At 66.9% G+C, this 16,332-nt stretch carries 18 protein-coding genes; 12 read left to right on the top strand and 6 right to left on the bottom strand.

What is annotated here, in order from left to right; genetic code table 11:
• Together FFK22_RS07750 and FFK22_RS07745 are read right to left on the bottom strand one after the other, a co-directional pair.
• Positions 1-2,190, bottom strand: coding sequence for a hypothetical protein (locus tag FFK22_RS07750; protein ID WP_138888206.1), 2,190 nt, complete (start codon positions 2,188-2,190; stop codon positions 1-3).
• 283 nt (positions 2,191-2,473) lie between these two features.
• Positions 2,474-3,322 carry an alpha/beta hydrolase gene (locus FFK22_RS07745; protein ID WP_138888205.1) on the bottom strand — a complete coding sequence of 283 codons (849 nt, stop codon included), beginning with the start codon at positions 3,320-3,322 and terminating at the stop codon, positions 2,474-2,476.
• A gap of 89 nt (positions 3,323-3,411) precedes the next feature.
• On the opposite strand from FFK22_RS07745, the gene FFK22_RS07740 reads away from it, so the two are divergent.
• The 7 genes from FFK22_RS07740 (at position 3,412) to FFK22_RS07710 (ending at position 9,991) form a co-directional block, all read left to right on the top strand.
• Entirely contained in the window at positions 3,412-4,392 is a 981-nt protein-coding gene (locus FFK22_RS07740) for a GlxA family transcriptional regulator (RefSeq protein ID WP_221938462.1), read from the top strand.
• 108 nt (positions 4,393-4,500) lie between these two features.
• The gene (locus tag FFK22_RS07735; RefSeq protein ID WP_138888204.1) at positions 4,501-5,805 is read left to right on the top strand and encodes a Xaa-Pro peptidase family protein; all 1,305 of its coding nucleotides are present in this window, start codon (positions 4,501-4,503) and stop codon (positions 5,803-5,805) included.
• Positions 5,805-6,488 (top strand): isochorismatase family protein, encoded by a 684-nt coding sequence (locus FFK22_RS07730; RefSeq protein WP_138888203.1) that lies wholly within the window; start codon positions 5,805-5,807, stop codon positions 6,486-6,488. Before FFK22_RS07735 ends, FFK22_RS07730 begins: the two co-directional genes overlap by 1 nt.
• Positions 6,489-6,517: 29 nt before the next feature.
• A complete protein-coding gene (locus FFK22_RS07725) occupies positions 6,518-7,180 on the top strand; it encodes an ABC transporter permease (RefSeq protein WP_138888202.1) in 663 nt (220 codons plus the stop codon).
• Entirely contained in the window at positions 7,177-8,298 is a 1,122-nt protein-coding gene (locus tag FFK22_RS07720; RefSeq protein ID WP_138888201.1) for an ABC transporter ATP-binding protein, read from the top strand. Before FFK22_RS07725 ends, FFK22_RS07720 begins: the two co-directional genes overlap by 4 nt.
• A complete protein-coding gene (locus FFK22_RS07715; protein WP_138888200.1) occupies positions 8,295-9,074 on the top strand; it encodes an ABC transporter permease in 780 nt (259 codons plus the stop codon). The genes FFK22_RS07720 and FFK22_RS07715 overlap by 4 nt, the downstream gene beginning before the upstream one ends.
• A 26-nt stretch (positions 9,075-9,100) precedes the next feature.
• The gene (locus tag FFK22_RS07710) at positions 9,101-9,991 is read left to right on the top strand and encodes a glycine betaine ABC transporter substrate-binding protein (protein WP_138888199.1); all 891 of its coding nucleotides are present in this window, start codon (positions 9,101-9,103) and stop codon (positions 9,989-9,991) included.
• A gap of 48 nt (positions 9,992-10,039) precedes the next feature.
• Here the strand turns inward: FFK22_RS07710 and FFK22_RS07705 are convergent, their stop codons facing one another.
• Positions 10,040-10,951: a hypothetical protein gene (locus FFK22_RS07705; protein WP_138888198.1), complete on the bottom strand. Its 912-nt coding sequence runs from the start codon at positions 10,949-10,951 to the stop codon at positions 10,040-10,042.
• 553 nt (positions 10,952-11,504) lie between these two features.
• Here FFK22_RS07705 and FFK22_RS07700 point away from each other — a divergent pair.
• Positions 11,505-12,341, top strand: coding sequence for a dimethylarginine dimethylaminohydrolase family protein (locus FFK22_RS07700; protein ID WP_138888197.1), 837 nt, complete (start codon positions 11,505-11,507; stop codon positions 12,339-12,341).
• Here the strand turns inward: FFK22_RS07700 and FFK22_RS07695 are convergent.
• From FFK22_RS07695 to FFK22_RS07685, 3 genes are all read right to left on the bottom strand, one after another.
• Positions 12,290-12,877, bottom strand: a complete 588-nt coding sequence (locus FFK22_RS07695) for a GNAT family N-acetyltransferase (RefSeq protein WP_138888196.1) — start codon at positions 12,875-12,877, stop codon at positions 12,290-12,292. The two genes, FFK22_RS07700 and FFK22_RS07695, sit on opposite strands and share 52 nt — an antisense overlap.
• 102 nt (positions 12,878-12,979) lie before the next feature.
• Positions 12,980-13,954 (bottom strand): aldo/keto reductase, encoded by a 975-nt coding sequence (locus FFK22_RS07690; RefSeq protein ID WP_138888195.1) that lies wholly within the window; start codon positions 13,952-13,954, stop codon positions 12,980-12,982.
• Between the two features lie 47 nt (positions 13,955-14,001).
• Positions 14,002-14,223, bottom strand: coding sequence for a hypothetical protein (locus tag FFK22_RS07685; RefSeq protein ID WP_138888194.1), 222 nt, complete (start codon positions 14,221-14,223; stop codon positions 14,002-14,004).
• A 526-nt stretch (positions 14,224-14,749) separates the two neighbouring features.
• Between FFK22_RS07685 and FFK22_RS07680 the strand changes: the two genes are divergently transcribed.
• The 4 genes from FFK22_RS07680 to FFK22_RS42765 all read left to right on the top strand — a co-directional run bounded on the left by FFK22_RS07680 (position 14,750) and on the right by FFK22_RS42765 (position 16,330).
• The gene (locus FFK22_RS07680; RefSeq protein WP_138888193.1) at positions 14,750-15,370 is read left to right on the top strand and encodes a GNAT family N-acetyltransferase; all 621 of its coding nucleotides are present in this window, start codon (positions 14,750-14,752) and stop codon (positions 15,368-15,370) included.
• Positions 15,371-15,481: 111 nt separating this feature from the next.
• The gene (locus tag FFK22_RS07675) at positions 15,482-15,817 is read left to right on the top strand and encodes a hypothetical protein (protein ID WP_186002359.1); all 336 of its coding nucleotides are present in this window, start codon (positions 15,482-15,484) and stop codon (positions 15,815-15,817) included.
• Positions 15,789-16,190 (top strand): hypothetical protein, encoded by a 402-nt coding sequence (locus FFK22_RS07670; RefSeq protein WP_138888192.1) that lies wholly within the window; start codon positions 15,789-15,791, stop codon positions 16,188-16,190. Before FFK22_RS07675 ends, FFK22_RS07670 begins: the two co-directional genes overlap by 29 nt.
• Positions 16,187-16,330: a hypothetical protein gene (locus tag FFK22_RS42765; RefSeq protein ID WP_186002364.1), complete on the top strand. Its 144-nt coding sequence runs from the start codon at positions 16,187-16,189 to the stop codon at positions 16,328-16,330. The genes FFK22_RS07670 and FFK22_RS42765 overlap by 4 nt, the downstream gene beginning before the upstream one ends.
• Positions 16,331-16,332: the final 2 nt, after the last annotated feature.

The raw sequence follows: 16,332 nt of genomic DNA, 5'->3' as shown, positions 1-16,332 counted from the left end.
TCACCGCCACTTTATCACGCCCTGCCCGGGCGAAACCAGCCACAGCGCGCCGTTGGCCGCGACCCTGGCGTAGAGCGCGAACGGGAACGCCAGGCCCTGGTTCTGCGCCGTCCAGCCGGTGGCGCCGTCGGCGCTGGTGACCACGCCCTGGCTGGTGGTGGCGTAGCCGCCGGCATGGACCGCGCTGGAGCTGCCGAAATAGACGCGGCCGGTGCTGGCATTGACCGCCACGGTCCGGCCCTGGTCGTCGGCCCGCACGCGGGTCCAGCTCTGGCCGTAATCCGCCGACCGGTACAGGCCCTTGCCGGTGCCCTTGACCGCGACCCAGATGTTGCCGCCGCGGCTGGCCAGATCCATCGGGCCGCTATAGGTCCAGACGTCGTGCAGCCAGTGCTGCCCCGCGGTCCAGCCGCTGGTCATGGTGGCGGGCAGGGTCAGCTGGTCCCAGGTGCCGGCGCTGCCGCCCTGCCAGGAGCGGTAGACCGCGCCGGCCGACAGGGCCAGGACGCCGTTGGTGTCGGTGTAATAGACCCGGAAGCAGTCGTCGTTCGGGCAGTCCAGCACCTTCGCCCACGACACGCCGTCATCCTCGCTGAGATACACGTCGCCGTTCACGGCGGCGTAGACCCAGCGGTAGGTGACGGTGCTGTCGGGCGCCACGGTCAGGCCCTCCAGGCGCCGGATCGGGTTGGGCAGGCCCTGGGTGATGTTCTGCCAGGTCGCGCCCTTGTCCGTGCTCTTCAGCAGGTACAACGGCTCGGCGCAGGGCGTGCCGCAATTCTCCATATTGCCGCCCAGCTGCGCCCAGACCACATTGGCGCGGCCCGGATCCGCGGCCACGCTCAGGCTGTTGCCGCCCTTCCCGCCCCACCCGCCGGTGTAGGCCGTGGTGTTCAGGCTGGTCCAGCCGAGGCCGCCGTCGTCCGAGCGCCACAGGCCGAGATCCATGTAGCCGGCATAGACCACATTGGCGTCCGCCGCGCTCTGCTCGACCACGATCGGCACGACGTTGTCGATGCCGCGCGACCGCCACTTGCCGCTGACCGCGGTGGAGACGCCGTCGGCCCAGGTCTTGCCGCCATTGCTGCTGGAGTAGAGGAACTGGTTGTTGGTCCACAGCACGGTGTTCGGGCTGGACGGCCGGGCGCCGATGGTCTGGCCGAGCCCCTGGTAGCTGTAGCCCATGCCCCAGTCCTCGTCGGCCTGGGACCAGCCGCCGCTGACGCTGAGCGTGTATTTGGTCCAGCTCGTTCCGGCGTTGCTGCTCTCCCACAGGAAGCTGCCATAGGTCCCGGCCGGGCGCAGGGACTGGTCGTCGAGGCCGACGATCCTGACATGGCTGGCATTGGTGCTGTCGGCCAGGATGATGCCCGACGGCGCCTGGGTGCCGGAGGTAAGCAGCGTCCAGGAGAAGCCGGTTTCCACCGACTTGTAGACCCGCGGCGCGTTGCCGGTTGCGGCCACCGTCGCATACATCAGGTTCAGGTTCGACGGGTCGAGGCCGTAGGCGATGTCGACCAGCTTGCCCTGCTGCGGGTCCATCCGGGCGAAGGTCGCGCCGCCGTCGGTGGAGAAATGGGCCTGGTAGACCACCGAGCTTTCCGGGGTATCCGGGAAGCGTCCCCGGCCGCTGACCGCCCAGACGCCGTCGGGATCCACCGGATGGGTGCGCAGCCCGGTGATGCGCAGATTGGTCGGCAGGTTGGACCCGGTCACGGCCCAGGTCTGGCCGGCGTCGTTGGAGCGGATGATGTAGGGGCTGAGGCTGTCCCACTGCGGATGCACCGCGGCGTAGACGATGTTCGGATCGGCCGACACGGCGATGGCGGCGATGTAGCCGGTCGCGTATTTCCGGCTGAAGCCGGTGCCATTGCTGTTGCCGACGAACAGCCCGCCATCGGTGCCGACCAGCAGCTTGCCCGAGGGGTGGGCCGCCAGCGATGCGATATGGGTGACGGTCAGCCCCTGGGCCGACCCCACCGCGGTCCAGGTGGCGCCGGCATCCATGCTGAGATAGACGCCGCCGAGGTCCGAGCCGACGGCCCAGTAGCCTTCGCTGGTCACCACCGGCGAGTTGAATGCGCCGCCGCCGCCGGGGTTGCCCGGCTTCCAGGTCAGCTGCGCGTGGCCGAGCCCCGGCACGAACAGCAGCAGCGCCGCCAGCAGGACGGCCATGAGTCGATGGTTCACCGGGTCCCCCTCCCGTTATCTGTCGATCGGGACCTGAGCTGCACCCCTGTTCCCGGAGCTGCCCTCAGGCCCCAGCATGCGCAAGGCACCGCGATCCGCCGCAGCCCCCAACGCCCGTCCGCACGAAACGATCTCTCCAACGCCGTAAAACCAATCCGGCCAGCTGGAGCCTGGGACCCGGAGTCCCTATCGCGAATCACTTCCTATATGCCGGCTCACGGCGACATATTCCTGTACCCTGCGCAAGGCCTATCGTCGCAAAGCGAATAAATTCATATGAAATTCATGACGGAAGCTGCCCGGCAGCGCCGGCGCGATTCTTCACCCAGTGAGCGAGAAGTTGGAGCTCGCGCAATGCCGCGGGATCCCGGCCCGCCGCCTTGAGGAAGCCGTGGTCCTGGCCGGCGGCGACGACGAAGCGGCTGTCGGCGCGGGAGCCGAGGCGCTGGAACAGCGAGGCGGAATCGTCGAACACCGCGTCCAGCTCCGCCGCCAGGACATAGGCCGGCGCGGCGACCTCGCCGGCGAAGGCCAGGGGCCAGATGTCCGGCGCCGGCGGGCCGAGGCGCCGGTACATGACCGACAGCGTCTCCGCATCCAGCCCGTTCTCCGCCGTGCCATGACGCGCGATGCTGCCGCCCTCGATGCCGCCGAACCCGCCATACAGCAGGGCCAGCCCGGCAACCCGGGCCCGATTTTCGGGATCGAGCCCCCGCAGACCCCAGAGGGCGACGCAGGCCCCGGCGCTGTCGCCGGCCAGGATCAGCCTGTCCCCGCCGATCGCGGCGAGGGCGGCGACCGCGTCGTCGCGCTGGGCCGGGAACGGATGCTCCGGCGCCAGGCGGTAGCGCCCCGACAGCACGCGCATCCCGGTCAGCTTCGCCAGCCAGGCGGTGACGCCGCGATGGGTCGCCGGGCTTCCGGCCACGAAGCCGCCGCCATGGAAATAGACGATCGCGACACCCGGCGCCGGATCCGGTGGCGTGAACAGCAGGCCGCCGCGGAAGGCGCCAGCCTCCTCCACCGCCGATTCGGACACGTCCTCAGGCAGCGGCCCTGCCCGCTCCTCGGCATCGTGGGCGTGATGCGCCCGCAGCTCCGCGGGACTCGATGTGGCCCATGACACGCTCATGCGACGCGATCCGGACTGGGGGACGTTGACCGCGCCGTCATCGGGCGGAACACTGACAGGGATGCAACGACCAGTGGCGGGAGCGCAACGTGATTCAGCCACCCCGCGGACGCGCACAACCGGGGACGGCGCCGCCGATCACCTTCGCCGTCCTGGTCTTCCCCGGCTTCCCGACCATGGCCTTCAGCTCGGTGATCGAGCCGCTGCGCGCCGCCAACATCCTGGCCCGGCGGGAATGCTACCGCTGGATCGCCGTGGGGCTGTCCGGCGGCAAGGTCCGGGCATCGAACGGCTTCGCCATCGAGCCGGTGCTGGGCGCGCGCGAGGCGCCGCTGGTCGACCGCATCGTCGCGTGCTCCGGCGGCGACGCCGACCATGTGGTGGCCGAGCACGCGGTCGCCTGGATCCGCCGCAACCTGCGGGCCGGAGCCTGGATCGGCGCGGTCGCCGACGCCGCCTTCTTCCTGGCCCGGGCCGGGCTCCTGGACGGCCATGCATGCACCCTGCACTGGACCAGCCAGCCCGCCTTCACCGAGGCCTTCCCGGAGATCGAGCTGCGCCGCGACCTCTATGTCATCGACCGCAAGCGCTTCACCTCGGCCGGCGGCGTCGGCAGCCTGGACATGATGCTGGACATCATCGGCACGGATTGCGGGGCCGAGCTGGCGGCCGGCGTCGCCGAATGGTTCGTGCACAGCCCATTGCGGTCCAGCGTCGACCGCAAGCTGATGCCGCTGCGGCTGCGCACCGGCATCCAGGACGAGCTGGTGCTGTCGGCGATCGCGATCATGGAGGAGGCGGTGGAGGACCGGCTGCGCATGACCGGGCTGGCCGGCCGCCTCGGCGTCTCCGCCGACCGGCTGGAGCGCGCCTTCCGCGCGGCGGCCGGCACCTCCCCCGGCGCCTATTACCGCCGGCTGCGGCTGCGGCGGGCGGCGGACCTGCTGGCCCATTCCACCCTGCCGGTGCGCGACGTGGCGCTGGCCTGCGGCTTCTCCGACATGTCGAGCTTCGCCCGGGCGTTCCGTGAGCAGGAGGGCATGTCGCCCCGCGCCGCCCGTCGCGGCTGACCTCGCTCGTCAATTGTCGCGGTTGCGGAATCCCGCACGCTTTTCGCGGATGTCCGCACGAACCGTGCCTGCCGAGCGTCGCATCCTGGGACGAACAGGGAGACGCGCATGAGCATCGTGGTGTTCAACCCCGACAGCGTCGAGGACGTCGATTTCGCCGAGCGGATGCGCCATCCGGCGACCGCGGACGAATCCGGCGGCATGTGGCTGTCGGACACCGAGCCGTCCTTCGTCGACGTCCATGCGCTGCGCCAGGGCCGGCTGGCCCGGCTGCGCCGCTGGATGGCCGATTCCGGCTATGGCGCGGTGGTGCTGTTCGACCCGTACAACCAGCGCTACGCCACCGGGTCGCGCAACATGTTCGGCTACTTCCTGCGCAACTCGACCCGCTACTTCTTCGTGCCCGCCGCAGGGCCGATCGTGCTGTTCGAATATCCGCAGAGCTACCACGTCTCCACCGTGCTCGACACGGTCGACGAGGCACGGCCGTCGAAGCTGGTCTGGTCGTCGGTGTCGAACCGGGACGGCGAGAGCGCCGGCCCCTTCGCCGACGAGATCGCCGAGCTGCTCCGGGCCCATGGCGGCGGGTCGATGAAGATCGGCCTCGACCGCTGCAACCACCTGCACGCCCTGGCGCTGGAGAAGCGCGGCTGCACCGTCACCGACTGCCAGGGCGAGATCCTGGCCGTGCGCGCAGTCAAGACCCCGGAGGAGATCAAGTGCCTGCAGGCCTCGATGGCCGGGGCCGAGGCGGCGGTCGCCGCGGTGCGCGAGGCGATCAGGCCCGGCATCTCGGAGAACGAGCTGTTCGCCATCATGTATCACGAGGTGATCCGCCAGGGCGGCGAGTTCATCGAGACCCGCCTCTTGACCTCCGGCCAGCGCACCAACCCCTGGTTCAGCGAGGCCGGCGGCCGCAAGGTCCGGCCGGGCGAGCTGGTGGCGCTCGATACCGACACGATCGGCTGCTACGGCTACTATTCCGACTTCTCGCGCACCTTCCGCTGCGGGCCGGGCCGGCCGTCCGACTACCAGAAGATGCTGTACCGGATGGCGCATGACCAGATCCGGCACAATATCGGCATCGTCAGGCCGGGCATGGCCTTCCGCGAGGTGGCGGAGAAGGCCTGGACCATCCCCGACCGCTTCGTCGAGCAGCGCTACACCTCGGTCATGCATGGCGTCGGCATGCATGGCGAGACGCCGTTCATCGCCCATGCCATGGACTACGCGACCTACGGCCGCGAGGGCCACCTGCTGCCCGGCATGGTGGTCAGCGTCGAGAGCTATGTCGGCGAGAAGGGCGGGCGCGAGGGCGTCAAGCTGGAGGACGAGATCCTGATCACCGAGACCGGCACGGAGGTGCTGTCGCGCTTCCCTTATGAGGACGAGTTCCTGGACGGGGAAGTGTGATGCGGACGGCCCTGACCATCGACCCGGGCAAGGCGGCGGCGCTGTTCGTCGACCTGCAGGAGGAGCACCGCCGCGACCACCGCTACCTGGTCGAGGGCTTCGACGCGCTGATCGGCAGCGTCCGGCGCCTGCAGCGGGCGGCGCGGGCGGCCGGAATCCCGGTGCTGCACTCCGCCTATGTCGTCGACCTGGCGGCACAGCGGGCGAAGCCGTTCCACCCGGTGATGGCGGACGGCAGCTCGGCCTTCAGCGACGCCAACGACCCGATGTCGGATATCTGCGCCGAGGTCGGACCGACCGACCGCGAGCCGGTGCTGGTGAAGGCCGACGCCAGCGCCTTCGCCGGCGGCGGGCTGGCCGACAGGCTGGCGCCGCTGGGTACCGAATGGCTGTTCGTCGCCGGGGTGTGGACCGAGGCCTGCATCGCCCAGACCGTGAAGGACGCGGTCGATCTCGGCTTCCGCGTCGCCCTGGTGAAGGATTCCTGCGGCAGCGGCAGCGCGGCGATGCACCAGACCGCCATCCTCAACCTCGCCAATCGCCTCTATGGCGGCGCCGTGGTCGACACCGCAAGCGCCTGCCGGCTGATGGCCGGCGAGACGGTCGAGGCCTGGCGGGTGCAGGGATCGGTGCCGCTGCGCTTCACCTACGACAACGCGGCGAGGCTCTATCTCGACCTTTGACGGCGAGGCAATCACGGGAACGCGGCCTGATGGACACGCTCACCTTTGCCTATGACAACCTGGACGTGATCGCGGCGCGGGCGCTGGAGCATGTGTCGATCGTCGCTGTCGCAGTGTCGATCGCGATCGTCACCGCCGTCCCGATCGGCATCGCCATCACCCAGTCGAAGCGGGCGGCGGATGTGGTCCTGTACCTCGCCTCGATGATGATCACCGTGCCGTCGGTGGCGCTGTTTGGGCTGATGATCCCGCTGCTGTCGCCGATCGGCCACGGCATCGGCACCGTGCCGGCCGTGATCGCGATCATCCTCTATTCGCAGTTGCCGATCATCCGCAACACCTACACCGCCATCGTCGATGTCGACCCGGCGCTGCGCGAGGCCGGCATCGGCATGGGCATGAACGCGCGGCAGCGGCTGCGCCAGGTCGAGATCCCGCTGGCGATCCCGGTGATCATGGCCGGCATCCGCACCGCCGCGGTGATGAATATCGGGGTGACGGCGATCGCCGCCTATATCGGCGCCGGCGGCCTGGGCACCTTCATCGCCCGCGGCATCAGCCAGTCGGACCCACGGCAGCTGATCACCGGCGCGGTCGCGGTGTCGCTGCTGGCGATCGCGGTCGACCTGCTGTTGGCGCTGGCGCAGCGGCGGCTGACCTCGAAGGGTCTGGCCCGGGGAGCCCTGGCATGATCCGGCTGGACCGCCTGACCAAGGTCTTCGACACCCCGTCCGGCCCGGTGGTCGCGGTCGACGAGGTCAGCTTCGACCTGCCGGCCGGCGAGATCTGCGTCCTGCTGGGCCCGTCGGGCTGCGGCAAGACCACGACCATGCGGATGATCAACCGCCTGATCGAGCCGACCGGCGGCACCGTGTTCATCGACGGCCGCGACACAAGGGCGGTCGACCCGATCCGGCTGCGCCGGTCGATCGGCTACGTGATCCAGCAGATCGGGCTGTTTCCGAACAAGACGGTGGCCGAGAACATCTGCGTCGTGCCCGACCTGCTGGGCTGGGACCGCAAGAAGTCCCGCGCCCGCGCCGCCGAGCTGCTGGAGCTGGTGGCGATGGAGCCGGCGGTGTTCATGGACCGCTATCCGAAGGAGCTGTCGGGCGGCCAGCAGCAGCGCGTCGGCGTGATCCGGGCGCTGGCCGCCGACCCGCCGGTGCTGCTGATGGACGAGCCCTTCGGCGCCATCGACCCGATCAACCGCGAGGCGATCCAGGACGAGTTCCTGCGCATGCAGGCGGCCTTGCGCAAGACCGTGATCTTCGTCTCGCACGATTTGGACGAGGCGGTGAAGATGGCCGACCGGGTCGCCATCTTCCGCGCCGGGCGGCTGGAGCAGTTCGCGACCCCCGACCAGCTGCTGGCCAGCCCCGCCACCCCGTTCATCGAGACCTTCCTCGGCACCGACCGCACGCTGAAGCGGCTGCGCCTGGTGCGCATCGCCGACGTGCCGCTGGGCCGGCCCGGCACGGTCCGGCCCGACGACCCGGTCGGCCGGGCGCGCGAGCTGATGCAGGCCAGCGGCTGCCCGGCCGTGCTGCTGCTGGATTCGGACGGCCAGCCGGCTGCCATGGTCTCCGGCAGCCGGGCCGGGGCGGTGCGCGGCGGCACATGCGGCGACTGCGCCGAGCCGATCCGCGCCACCATCCCGCTGACCGCCGATTTGCGCAGCGCCGTGGCGCTGATGTTCGCGCATGACATGCCGCTGTTGCCCTGCGTCGACGCCGAGGGGCGGATCCAGGGCGCCCTGACCTATGCCGGCATCATCCGCGGCCTGTCCGCCCGGGGGGCGGCAGCATGAGCGATGTCGGCAAGGCCTGGACCGGACGGGCGGCGCCGCTGACGGGCGGGCGCCCCCTCCCCGTCCCGGGCATCGCGGTGCTGCTGTGGCTGCTGCTGGCCGCGGCGGCGGTGCTGTGGGGACTGGCGAGCGACATGCCGGCCGAGATCCTGTCCTATCAGGAGGACATCGTCTTCCTCGGCATCCAGCATGTCGAGCTGGTGGCCTGGGCCGGCGGCCTCGCCATCCTGGCCGGTGTGCCGGCAGGTGCTGTGCTGTCCCGCCCCGCCTTTCGCCGCTCGGCCGAGCTGGTTCTGCAGGTGTTCAACCTCGGCACCACGATTCCGACGCTGGCGGTGCTGGCCTTGTGCATGACCGTCCTCGGCATCGGCACGGTGCCATCGGTGTTCGGCCTGTGGGCGGCGACGCTGCTGCCGATCGTCCGCAACACCTATGCCGGGCTGCGCAACGTACCGACGCCGCTGATCGAGGCGGCGCGCGGCATGGGCATGACCCCCGCCCAGGTGTTCTGGCGGGTCGAGCTGCCGAACGCGCTGTTCGTCATCTTCGGCGGCATCCGCACCGCCCTTTCGATCTGCGTCGGCACCGCGCCGCTGGCCTTCCTGATCGGCGCCGGCGGACTGGGCGAGCTGATCTTCACCGGCATCGCCCTGAACGACCTGCCGATGATGCTGGCCGGCGCGATCCCGACGGCACTGCTGGCCGTGCTGACCGACTTCGTCGTCGGCCGGCTGCAGATCCATCTCGTGCCGCGCGGGATCAATCCGCTGCGGTGAAGACACAACAAGCAGGGAGCAAGACGATGATCAAGACGACGTTGAAGCGCGCGATCCTGTCGGCGATCGCGCTGCTGGCCTTCGGCGGCGCCGCCGGCGCGGCCGAGCTGACCGTCGGCGGCAAGGACTTCACCGAGCAGTTCCTGCTGGCCGAGATGACCAAGCAGCTGCTGGAGAGCAAGGGCTACACCGTCGAGAAGAAGGACGGCATGGGCACCAACATCGTCCGCGCCGCCCTGGAAAGCGGCGAGGTCGACCTGTACTGGGAATACACCGGCACTTCGCTGGTCACCTTCAACAAGGTCACCGACAAGCTCACGCCGGACGAGACCTACGCCAAGGTCAAGGAGTTGGACGGCGCCAAGGGGCTGGTCTGGCTGGCCCCGTCCAAGGCGAACAACACCTATGCCCTGGCCGTCCGCAAGGGCAATCCGAAGACCGACGGCATGGCGACGCTGTCCGACCTGGCCGCCGCCTACAAGGACGGCAAGGACCCGGTGATGGCGACGACGGCCGAGTTCCCCAAGCGCGAGGACGGCCTCCTGGGCCTGCAGAAGGCCTACGACTTCAAGGCCGGCCGCGCCAATGTCCGGCCGATGGAGATCGGCCTGGTGTTCCCGGCCCTGGCCAATGGCGATGTCGACGTCTCGGTGGTGGCGGCGACCGACGGCCGCATCGCCGCGATGGACCTGACTTTGCTGAAGGACGACAAGGGCTTCTTCCCGAACTATGCGCTGGTGCCGGTGGTGCGGCAGGACGTGCTCGCCGCCCACCCCGACCTCAAGCCCTTGCTCGAAACCCTGGCCACCCGGCTGGACGACGCGACGATGCAGCGCCTGAACGGCGAGGTCGACGTGCAGAAGAAGACGATCGAGGCGGTCGCCACGGCCTATCTCAAGGAGACCAGCCTGTTCTGATCCCGCCGTTCCAGCGGGTTGGCGGAGGCGGCGGGCTATCCCGTTCGGTCAAGACGGTGCGTGGTCCAGCATCAGATGCCCGAACGGAGAGAACGCCGCCCGATAGGTCTCGCCGGCGATCAGCTTGACCGGGTGCCTGAGCGGATGAAAGGCCTGGTGCCAATGGCTCGAAGCGGCCACGTCGTTGCTGATGACATGGTGGCCGAAATGCGCGCAGAAGTAGGACAGCATGCCGTGGCACCAGCCTTCGGAATGCACATAGAAGTTGCTGTGACTCTGCACCGGCATCGTGTGTCTGTAGATATACTGTCGCAGGTGGGTCGTCGCAGAAAGTGTCTTGTATTGGTATAGAGGGGCCCGCACCGGAAAGTAGTATCTGGTGCTGTAGCGGTTGAGCGGTCGGACATCGATGCCGTTCACGAGCCCCACCGCGTTGAGGCCGAAAATCTGCTCGCTGTCGACCAGAAAGCCGAACTGCTGAATATTCTGCGGCAGGATTTGCGTTTCGGGTGATGAAATTCGCTGGATGTCGTGAGAAATATTGTAGAAGCCTTCATCCACAACGCCACAATCGATCGTTTCGGTAAAAATGAAATCCGGGCCGAAGGGAATGTCACCGTCATTGATCGCGTCGCATGACGGCTTGTTGATGAGGGTGATCTGCTGCTCATAGGGGCTGGAGCGGACGATCTCGGTCGCGATCTCGAACAGTTGGGGGTTCATCTCGCAGGTCATGACGCGATCCGCGCCGCACCGGGCGAGCATGATCGCCGTCAGGCCGGCCCCCGTTCCGATCTCGAACACTGTCCGCCCGGCAATCCCCGCGCTCTTGATCGCAGCCTCCATGATGCCGTTGCGCATCGCATCGTTCAGCATGGCGAAATGCCATGTGGGAAACGTTCGGTCTCCGAGCGGCTGGGTCAGACTGAGTTCGATTGCGGACATCACGCCATCTTGCATGGCCATCTCCTTCCCCACTGATGATCATCAGAGGCGGAGATCGGCTTCTGGAGCGCAATACGTCCGCAGATGCTGCACGCCCACCGGCCTGACGGCCGATACGTCAAGAACAGGCTGCATTACCACCATATGCCGATTCAGATCGGAGACTCAAATGAAAACTGAAATGACCGCAATTATATAAAAATATTATATATGTATAAGAATACGATTCCGGGCATTTCATTAACGAAGTATTTCATAAAAATACCCATTATATTGTCCAAACAGCGAAACGAAGCGATCTTGGACGGCATCATCTCAGTTGGACCGCTCTGAAAGCGGCCAGAGGTGTTGACAAGCGACGGCAGTTGCCCCTTACGCTATCGCTTCTCGAGGCGCTGGACGCCTTGAATCGTCTCGCGGCGCCAGACGCTGCGAACGACCGGTCAAAATCACCATCAAAGGCATTTCGGGGCCGGCAGCGGCGCTCCGCCGTAGCTCGCAAATGGCTCGTCTTGCCGTGGGCAGTCTTCGACGCCGCAAAGTCTTCAGCTGAAGATTGGAGAAAACCATGGGAGATGTGTTCCGGTTCGATCGTGCATTGGCGCGCGCACCTGCCGACTCCGCCGCCAGCGGGCTCCGGGCGGTCGACCGCGGAGCGCCGGACATCGGCCGATTTCGGGCCGAGCATGCGGCCTATATCCGCGCCCTGGAAGCGGCCGGCGTGGCTGTCGACGTGCTGCCGCCGCTGGCCGGCTTCCCGGATTCCGTGTTCATGGAGGATCCGGCGCTGACCTTCCCCGAGGCCGCGATCCTGCTGCGGCCCGGCGCGCCGTCACGACGGGGCGAGGCGGCCGAGCTCGAGCCCGAGCTGCAGCGCCGGTTCGACCGGGTGCTGGCGATGGAGGACGGCTTCGCCGAAGGCGGCGACGTGCTGGTGACGCCGCGCGCGGTGATGATCGGCCTGTCCGGCCGCACCGATGACCGTGGCGCCGCAGAGCTGGCCAGGCTTCTGACCGGGCTGGGGCGCAAAGCCGAAATCGTGGCCCCACCGCCCGGCGCACTGCATTTCAAGACCCTGTGCTCGCTCCTCGACGGCGAGACTATTCTTGCGCCCGATCGCCTGGCCGGGTTCTTTCCCGGGATGCGCGTGGTCCGGGTGCCGCCAGAGGAGGAGGCGGCTGCCAACGTCCTGCGGATCAACGGCGTCGTGCTGATCGGCGCCGGATTTCCACGGACGGCGGAGCTGCTCGACCGTCTCGGCTATCGCATCGTGCCGCTGGCGGTGTCGGAGATCGGCAAGCTCGACGCCGGCCTCACCTGCCTGTCGCTGCGCTGGAATCGGCGCGTGCCTATTCAGCGAGGAGCACGGATCATCGGGAAGAATCTCGGCGAGGTTCCGACCTGAACGACATCGACAAGCTCGCATCCAAGCCGACGATAGAATTTGACATGCGCGGGCGTGGTGGCCTCGCCATAGGCGAACGCCCGCTCGCGATCGCACCGCTCGAAAATGGAGTCCATCAGCTCCGAGCCGACGCCCCTGTTCCGCGTGCAGGGGTCCCTGCCCAGCAATGTGATGTAGTAATGGGGGGTGTGGGGATGGCATTCGCCAAACCGGTCGAATAGCCGGAGGACTTCGTCGCGCCGTGATTCGGTGGCCGTTCTCTGCAGGAAAGAACTGAGATGGTCGTCGTTCCGGGCCTGCGTGGGAGATACCCACAGCACCGCACCACTTCCGACGTCGGCATAGCACGCGCCGCTGCGACTGGCGAATGCGTCGCCGCAATAGGCATCGAGGAAGCCGTCGAAATACCGGAGGTAGCGATCTCCCTCCTCGTAAATCCAGCGAAGAAGCGGGTCCCTGGCAAAAGCCAGCGTCATCAGGGCACTGACCCTGGCTCGATCCGAGGACGCTACGTTTCTGACGACCGGACTATTCATGAGGAACCTCCATGGTCTCGACCATCCGGAGATGTGCAGATGTGAGAGAGGGTTGCTGAAGCGGAGAGGCTGGCCGCACTTCGCTGGAATGCTCGCGGAAGTCTATATTGCTGCGAGTGCAAGTTCATGGATGCCGGGATCCGGCCGCAGGGCTCCGGAGGATGGCGCGGGATCGCTCAGCAGCGCCATGTCCCAGGCCGTCAGAGTGATCGAGGCCGCGGCGGCATTGCTGTCCAGGAATCGACGCCACCGCGTGCCGGCGACCGGGACGATGCCCGGACCCATGGCCAGCAGCCAGGCCAAGGCAATCTGCGAGGGAGCAATGTGCCTCGCCTGGGCGATTTCCCGGACCGCACCGACGAGCCGCGTGTTCTGGAGGAGTCCGTTTGCCGCGGAATCACCACTCGGATCGGCCCTCTCGCCTCTGCTCGCGCGCCTCGCCGTGCCGGTCAGAACGCCGTGGCCGAGCGGAGAGGTCGGGACGAACCCGATGCCGAGGCGCCCGAGCAGCGGCAGGATCCGGTCCTCGACGCTGCGCTGCCACAGCGAATGGTCGGCCTGCACCGCAGTCAAGGGCTGGACGGCATGGGCACGGCGGATCATGTCTGCATCCGTGCTGTTCAAGCCGAAATGCAGGACCTTCCCCTCGGCGATCAGTTGGCCGACCGTCCCGGCGACATCCTCCACCGGGACATCGGGATCAGGCCGATGCTGGTACAGCAGATCGATCCGATCCGTCTGCAGGCGCTTGAGCGAGCCCTCGACCGCGCGCCGGATCTGCGCTGGCCGGCTGTCGACGCCCGAGCGCTTTTCGCCGTTGAAGACGAACCCGAACTTGGTCGCGATCACCGCCCGGTCGCGTCGCCCCTTGAGGCACCGGCCCAGAAACTCCTCGCCCAGGAACGGACCATAGGCTTCGGCCGTATCGAAGAAGGCGCAACCGAGCTCGAAGGCCCGATCGATGGTGGAAGCCGACTTTCTCTCATCAGGACTGCCGCAAGGATGACTCATCCCGACGCAGCCGAGACCGACAGCGGGCACGACCAGATGCTGCCCAAGCCGTCGCGATGGAACCATTGTGTCCTCCTGCCGCATTCCGTTCCGGTTCACATCCGAAACGTCTTTCAGGCCAGATTAAGAAAATCTTCCTTGAGATCATGAGATGGAGCGCCTTGGCGGACGCCACCGATACCGTTGCTGCGGATGAGCGGCAGTGTTTCGATCAGCGGCCATCGACGGATGTGCAGCAGCCGGAATTCCACTCCCGGGAGACGCCACGTCACGCCCGCAGCTTGGCGCAGACCCTCTTCAGCCGGTTCCTCGCTCGACAATAGCGCCTTGGGCAAGTCTCAGGACCGTGGCCGGATGAGGCCCAGACCACTCGGCTGCTTCGTCCGCCTCCCCTGGAGATTTGAATAAGAACGCTATAGGCATGGAGTCTTATATCTTCTCTCTTCGTCTGACAATCGATTTCCACAAGAAAGATGGCGACGGAATTCCAAAATCTCTCAATATTTTCCCCGAACTTGTTTCAACAAATTCAAAACGATTCGATTTTTTTAGCAAATTTTTACTCACACGATCCGACTCAACGCGGAAACTGTTGACAGAGGGTCTTACCTGGCGCTTAGGTTGCGCTGTCTTGAAGCGCTCGACGCTTCAAACCTTCTCACGGCGCTCGACGTCGTGAATGTCTCCCGCAGACGGCAAGCGAGCATCGCGTCTATCGACCGTTTCTTGGGCGGTCGCCGTGCTTTGGCCTCTTCTGCTCGATTTCCAGGATCCGTACCAGTCACCGCGACTGTGTGATCTGACGCGCACGCGACGAAGCGGCCGACGTCGCGATTGGTTTAAATATTGACGGAGCCAACCATGGACACGCTCACCGCTACTCCAGTCATCAAGACTGTCTCCACATCTGTCGAAGCCCAATGCAACGCCGCGCTCAAGGTCGGCTTTGCCAGCTGCCCGCTCCTGCGGTTCATCTATCCCGAGCCGGAACGCTATCTCGAACACTTCGAAGGCTTCGTCAGGGAGTATTGCGGCGAGCCCTACAAGCACGGCAGCGGCGCCTACTTCCCGGACGGCGTCAAGGGCACGACGCTGTGGCAGACACCGGATGAGCACGGCGACCACGGCCAACTGGTCGATTTCCTCACCAAGACCACATTGCCGGCAAATCGAGACGACGTCCGCCGATTGTTCGACCGGTTCTATCAATACCACCCGAAAGAGCCGCACTTCTATACATCCGTCATCGCAGTCGATCCGTACTTCCAGCGGCAGGGGCTGGGAGCCGCGCTGTTCCGGTATGCCCTGCAATACCCCGATCGTGCAGGAAAGGTCTCGTACCTGGAGGCAACGACAAAGGGGGCAGTGCGACTGTACCAGACCCTGGGGTGGAAGGTCGTGGACGAGGTCCAGGTCGGGAACTCGCCCGTCTACTATCCGATGATCCGGGAGCCGCAGGATCTCGAATCCCGACCCTCTTGACAAAGCTCCCCCACCGGCGCTTCATTTCATGACAGGGAATAATTTTTCCTGCCAATAAAGAGGCGGAAACCGAACCGCCGGACCGGGGGAGGTCCGCCACAGGGAGGTCCCATGCCGAGTCCAGATCCTCGGATCGAAGGGCTGTTCCGTGCCGACCGGCGCGGCGCCACCGGCTTCGTGGTCCTGCTTTGGGCCGCCATGCTGTTCGTCTTCATCGCCATGTGGCCGCTGGTCGACGGCCCGGTCCGGCTGCTGCTGGCCGTGGCCGGCGGTGCGGTGCTGGTCCTCAACACCGCCTCGATCTGGGCGCTGGTCAAGCACTATGCCGAGGACAAGGAGGCGATCTACGGCCTCGACCTCCGCCATCTCGACGCGGCCCGCGGACAGGATCCCGACCGCTTTTCCGGGAGCGAAGCCCATGTCCCGCCGACCGTACCAACCGCCTGAGCAGAGCCGGGCCGGCCAGGTCATCGACGTCGTCGTCATCCTGGCGCTGGTGTTCGGCGCGCTCTGGGCCCCCGCCTTCCTGGGCATGACCGGCGCCGGCACCGTGACCCGGGAGCTGGCGGACCCGACCTGGCAGAGCCTGGGCCAGACTCCGGAGATGCAGCAGGCCTGGGAAAAGCTGGGCATGACGCCGGAGACCGCGGCGCCGGCGATCCTGACCCGCTTCGACTATTCGATCGACCCGACGACCTTCGGCCTGACTGCGTTCCTGCTGGTCGCCTATTTCGTCTTCGTCATCCGCATCTCCGGCCGCGAATACCGTCAAGTGATCGCCGAGCGCTTCGGCGAGGATGAGGGGGAGGCCCGGCGATGAGCCTGTGGATTCTGGCGGAATACGCCGCCTGGGCGGTGTCGGCCGCGATCCTGCTGTGGATGCTGGCCGACATGCTGCGGGTCGACCGCGACTATGATGAGGAGCTTCTGACGTCGTCCCGCGAAGGCGAGCTGGAATGAGC

This window comes from Mycobacterium sp. KBS0706 (assembly GCF_005938675.2).
GTDB lineage: Bacteria > Pseudomonadota > Alphaproteobacteria > DSM-16000 > Inquilinaceae > Inquilinus.
Note: the sequence above shows the minus strand (reverse complement) of the source record. Positions and strands in the feature narration are given on the sequence as shown.

Coding starts and splice junctions, on each gene's coding strand:
- FFK22_RS07735 (WP_138888204.1), top strand. CDS start 4,501: ATGAGCATCGTGGTGTTCAACCCCGACAGCGTCGAGGACGTCGATTTC.
- FFK22_RS07745 (WP_138888205.1), bottom strand. CDS start 3,322: ATGAGCGTGTCATGGGCCACATCGAGTCCCGCGGAGCTGCGGGCGCAT.
- FFK22_RS07720 (WP_138888201.1), top strand. CDS start 7,177: ATGATCCGGCTGGACCGCCTGACCAAGGTCTTCGACACCCCGTCCGGC.
- FFK22_RS07710 (WP_138888199.1), top strand. CDS start 9,101: ATGATCAAGACGACGTTGAAGCGCGCGATCCTGTCGGCGATCGCGCTG.
- FFK22_RS07670 (WP_138888192.1), top strand. CDS start 15,789: ATGTCCCGCCGACCGTACCAACCGCCTGAGCAGAGCCGGGCCGGCCAG.
- FFK22_RS07705 (WP_138888198.1), bottom strand. CDS start 10,951: ATGCAAGATGGCGTGATGTCCGCAATCGAACTCAGTCTGACCCAGCCG.
- FFK22_RS07725 (WP_138888202.1), top strand. CDS start 6,518: ATGGACACGCTCACCTTTGCCTATGACAACCTGGACGTGATCGCGGCG.
- FFK22_RS07675 (WP_186002359.1), top strand. CDS start 15,482: ATGCCGAGTCCAGATCCTCGGATCGAAGGGCTGTTCCGTGCCGACCGG.
- FFK22_RS07695 (WP_138888196.1), bottom strand. CDS start 12,877: ATGAATAGTCCGGTCGTCAGAAACGTAGCGTCCTCGGATCGAGCCAGG.
- FFK22_RS07690 (WP_138888195.1), bottom strand. CDS start 13,954: ATGGTTCCATCGCGACGGCTTGGGCAGCATCTGGTCGTGCCCGCTGTC.
- FFK22_RS07680 (WP_138888193.1), top strand. CDS start 14,750: ATGGACACGCTCACCGCTACTCCAGTCATCAAGACTGTCTCCACATCT.
- FFK22_RS07700 (WP_138888197.1), top strand. CDS start 11,505: ATGGGAGATGTGTTCCGGTTCGATCGTGCATTGGCGCGCGCACCTGCC.
- FFK22_RS07730 (WP_138888203.1), top strand. CDS start 5,805: ATGCGGACGGCCCTGACCATCGACCCGGGCAAGGCGGCGGCGCTGTTC.
- FFK22_RS42765 (WP_186002364.1), top strand. CDS start 16,187: ATGAGCCTGTGGATTCTGGCGGAATACGCCGCCTGGGCGGTGTCGGCC.
- FFK22_RS07715 (WP_138888200.1), top strand. CDS start 8,295: ATGAGCGATGTCGGCAAGGCCTGGACCGGACGGGCGGCGCCGCTGACG.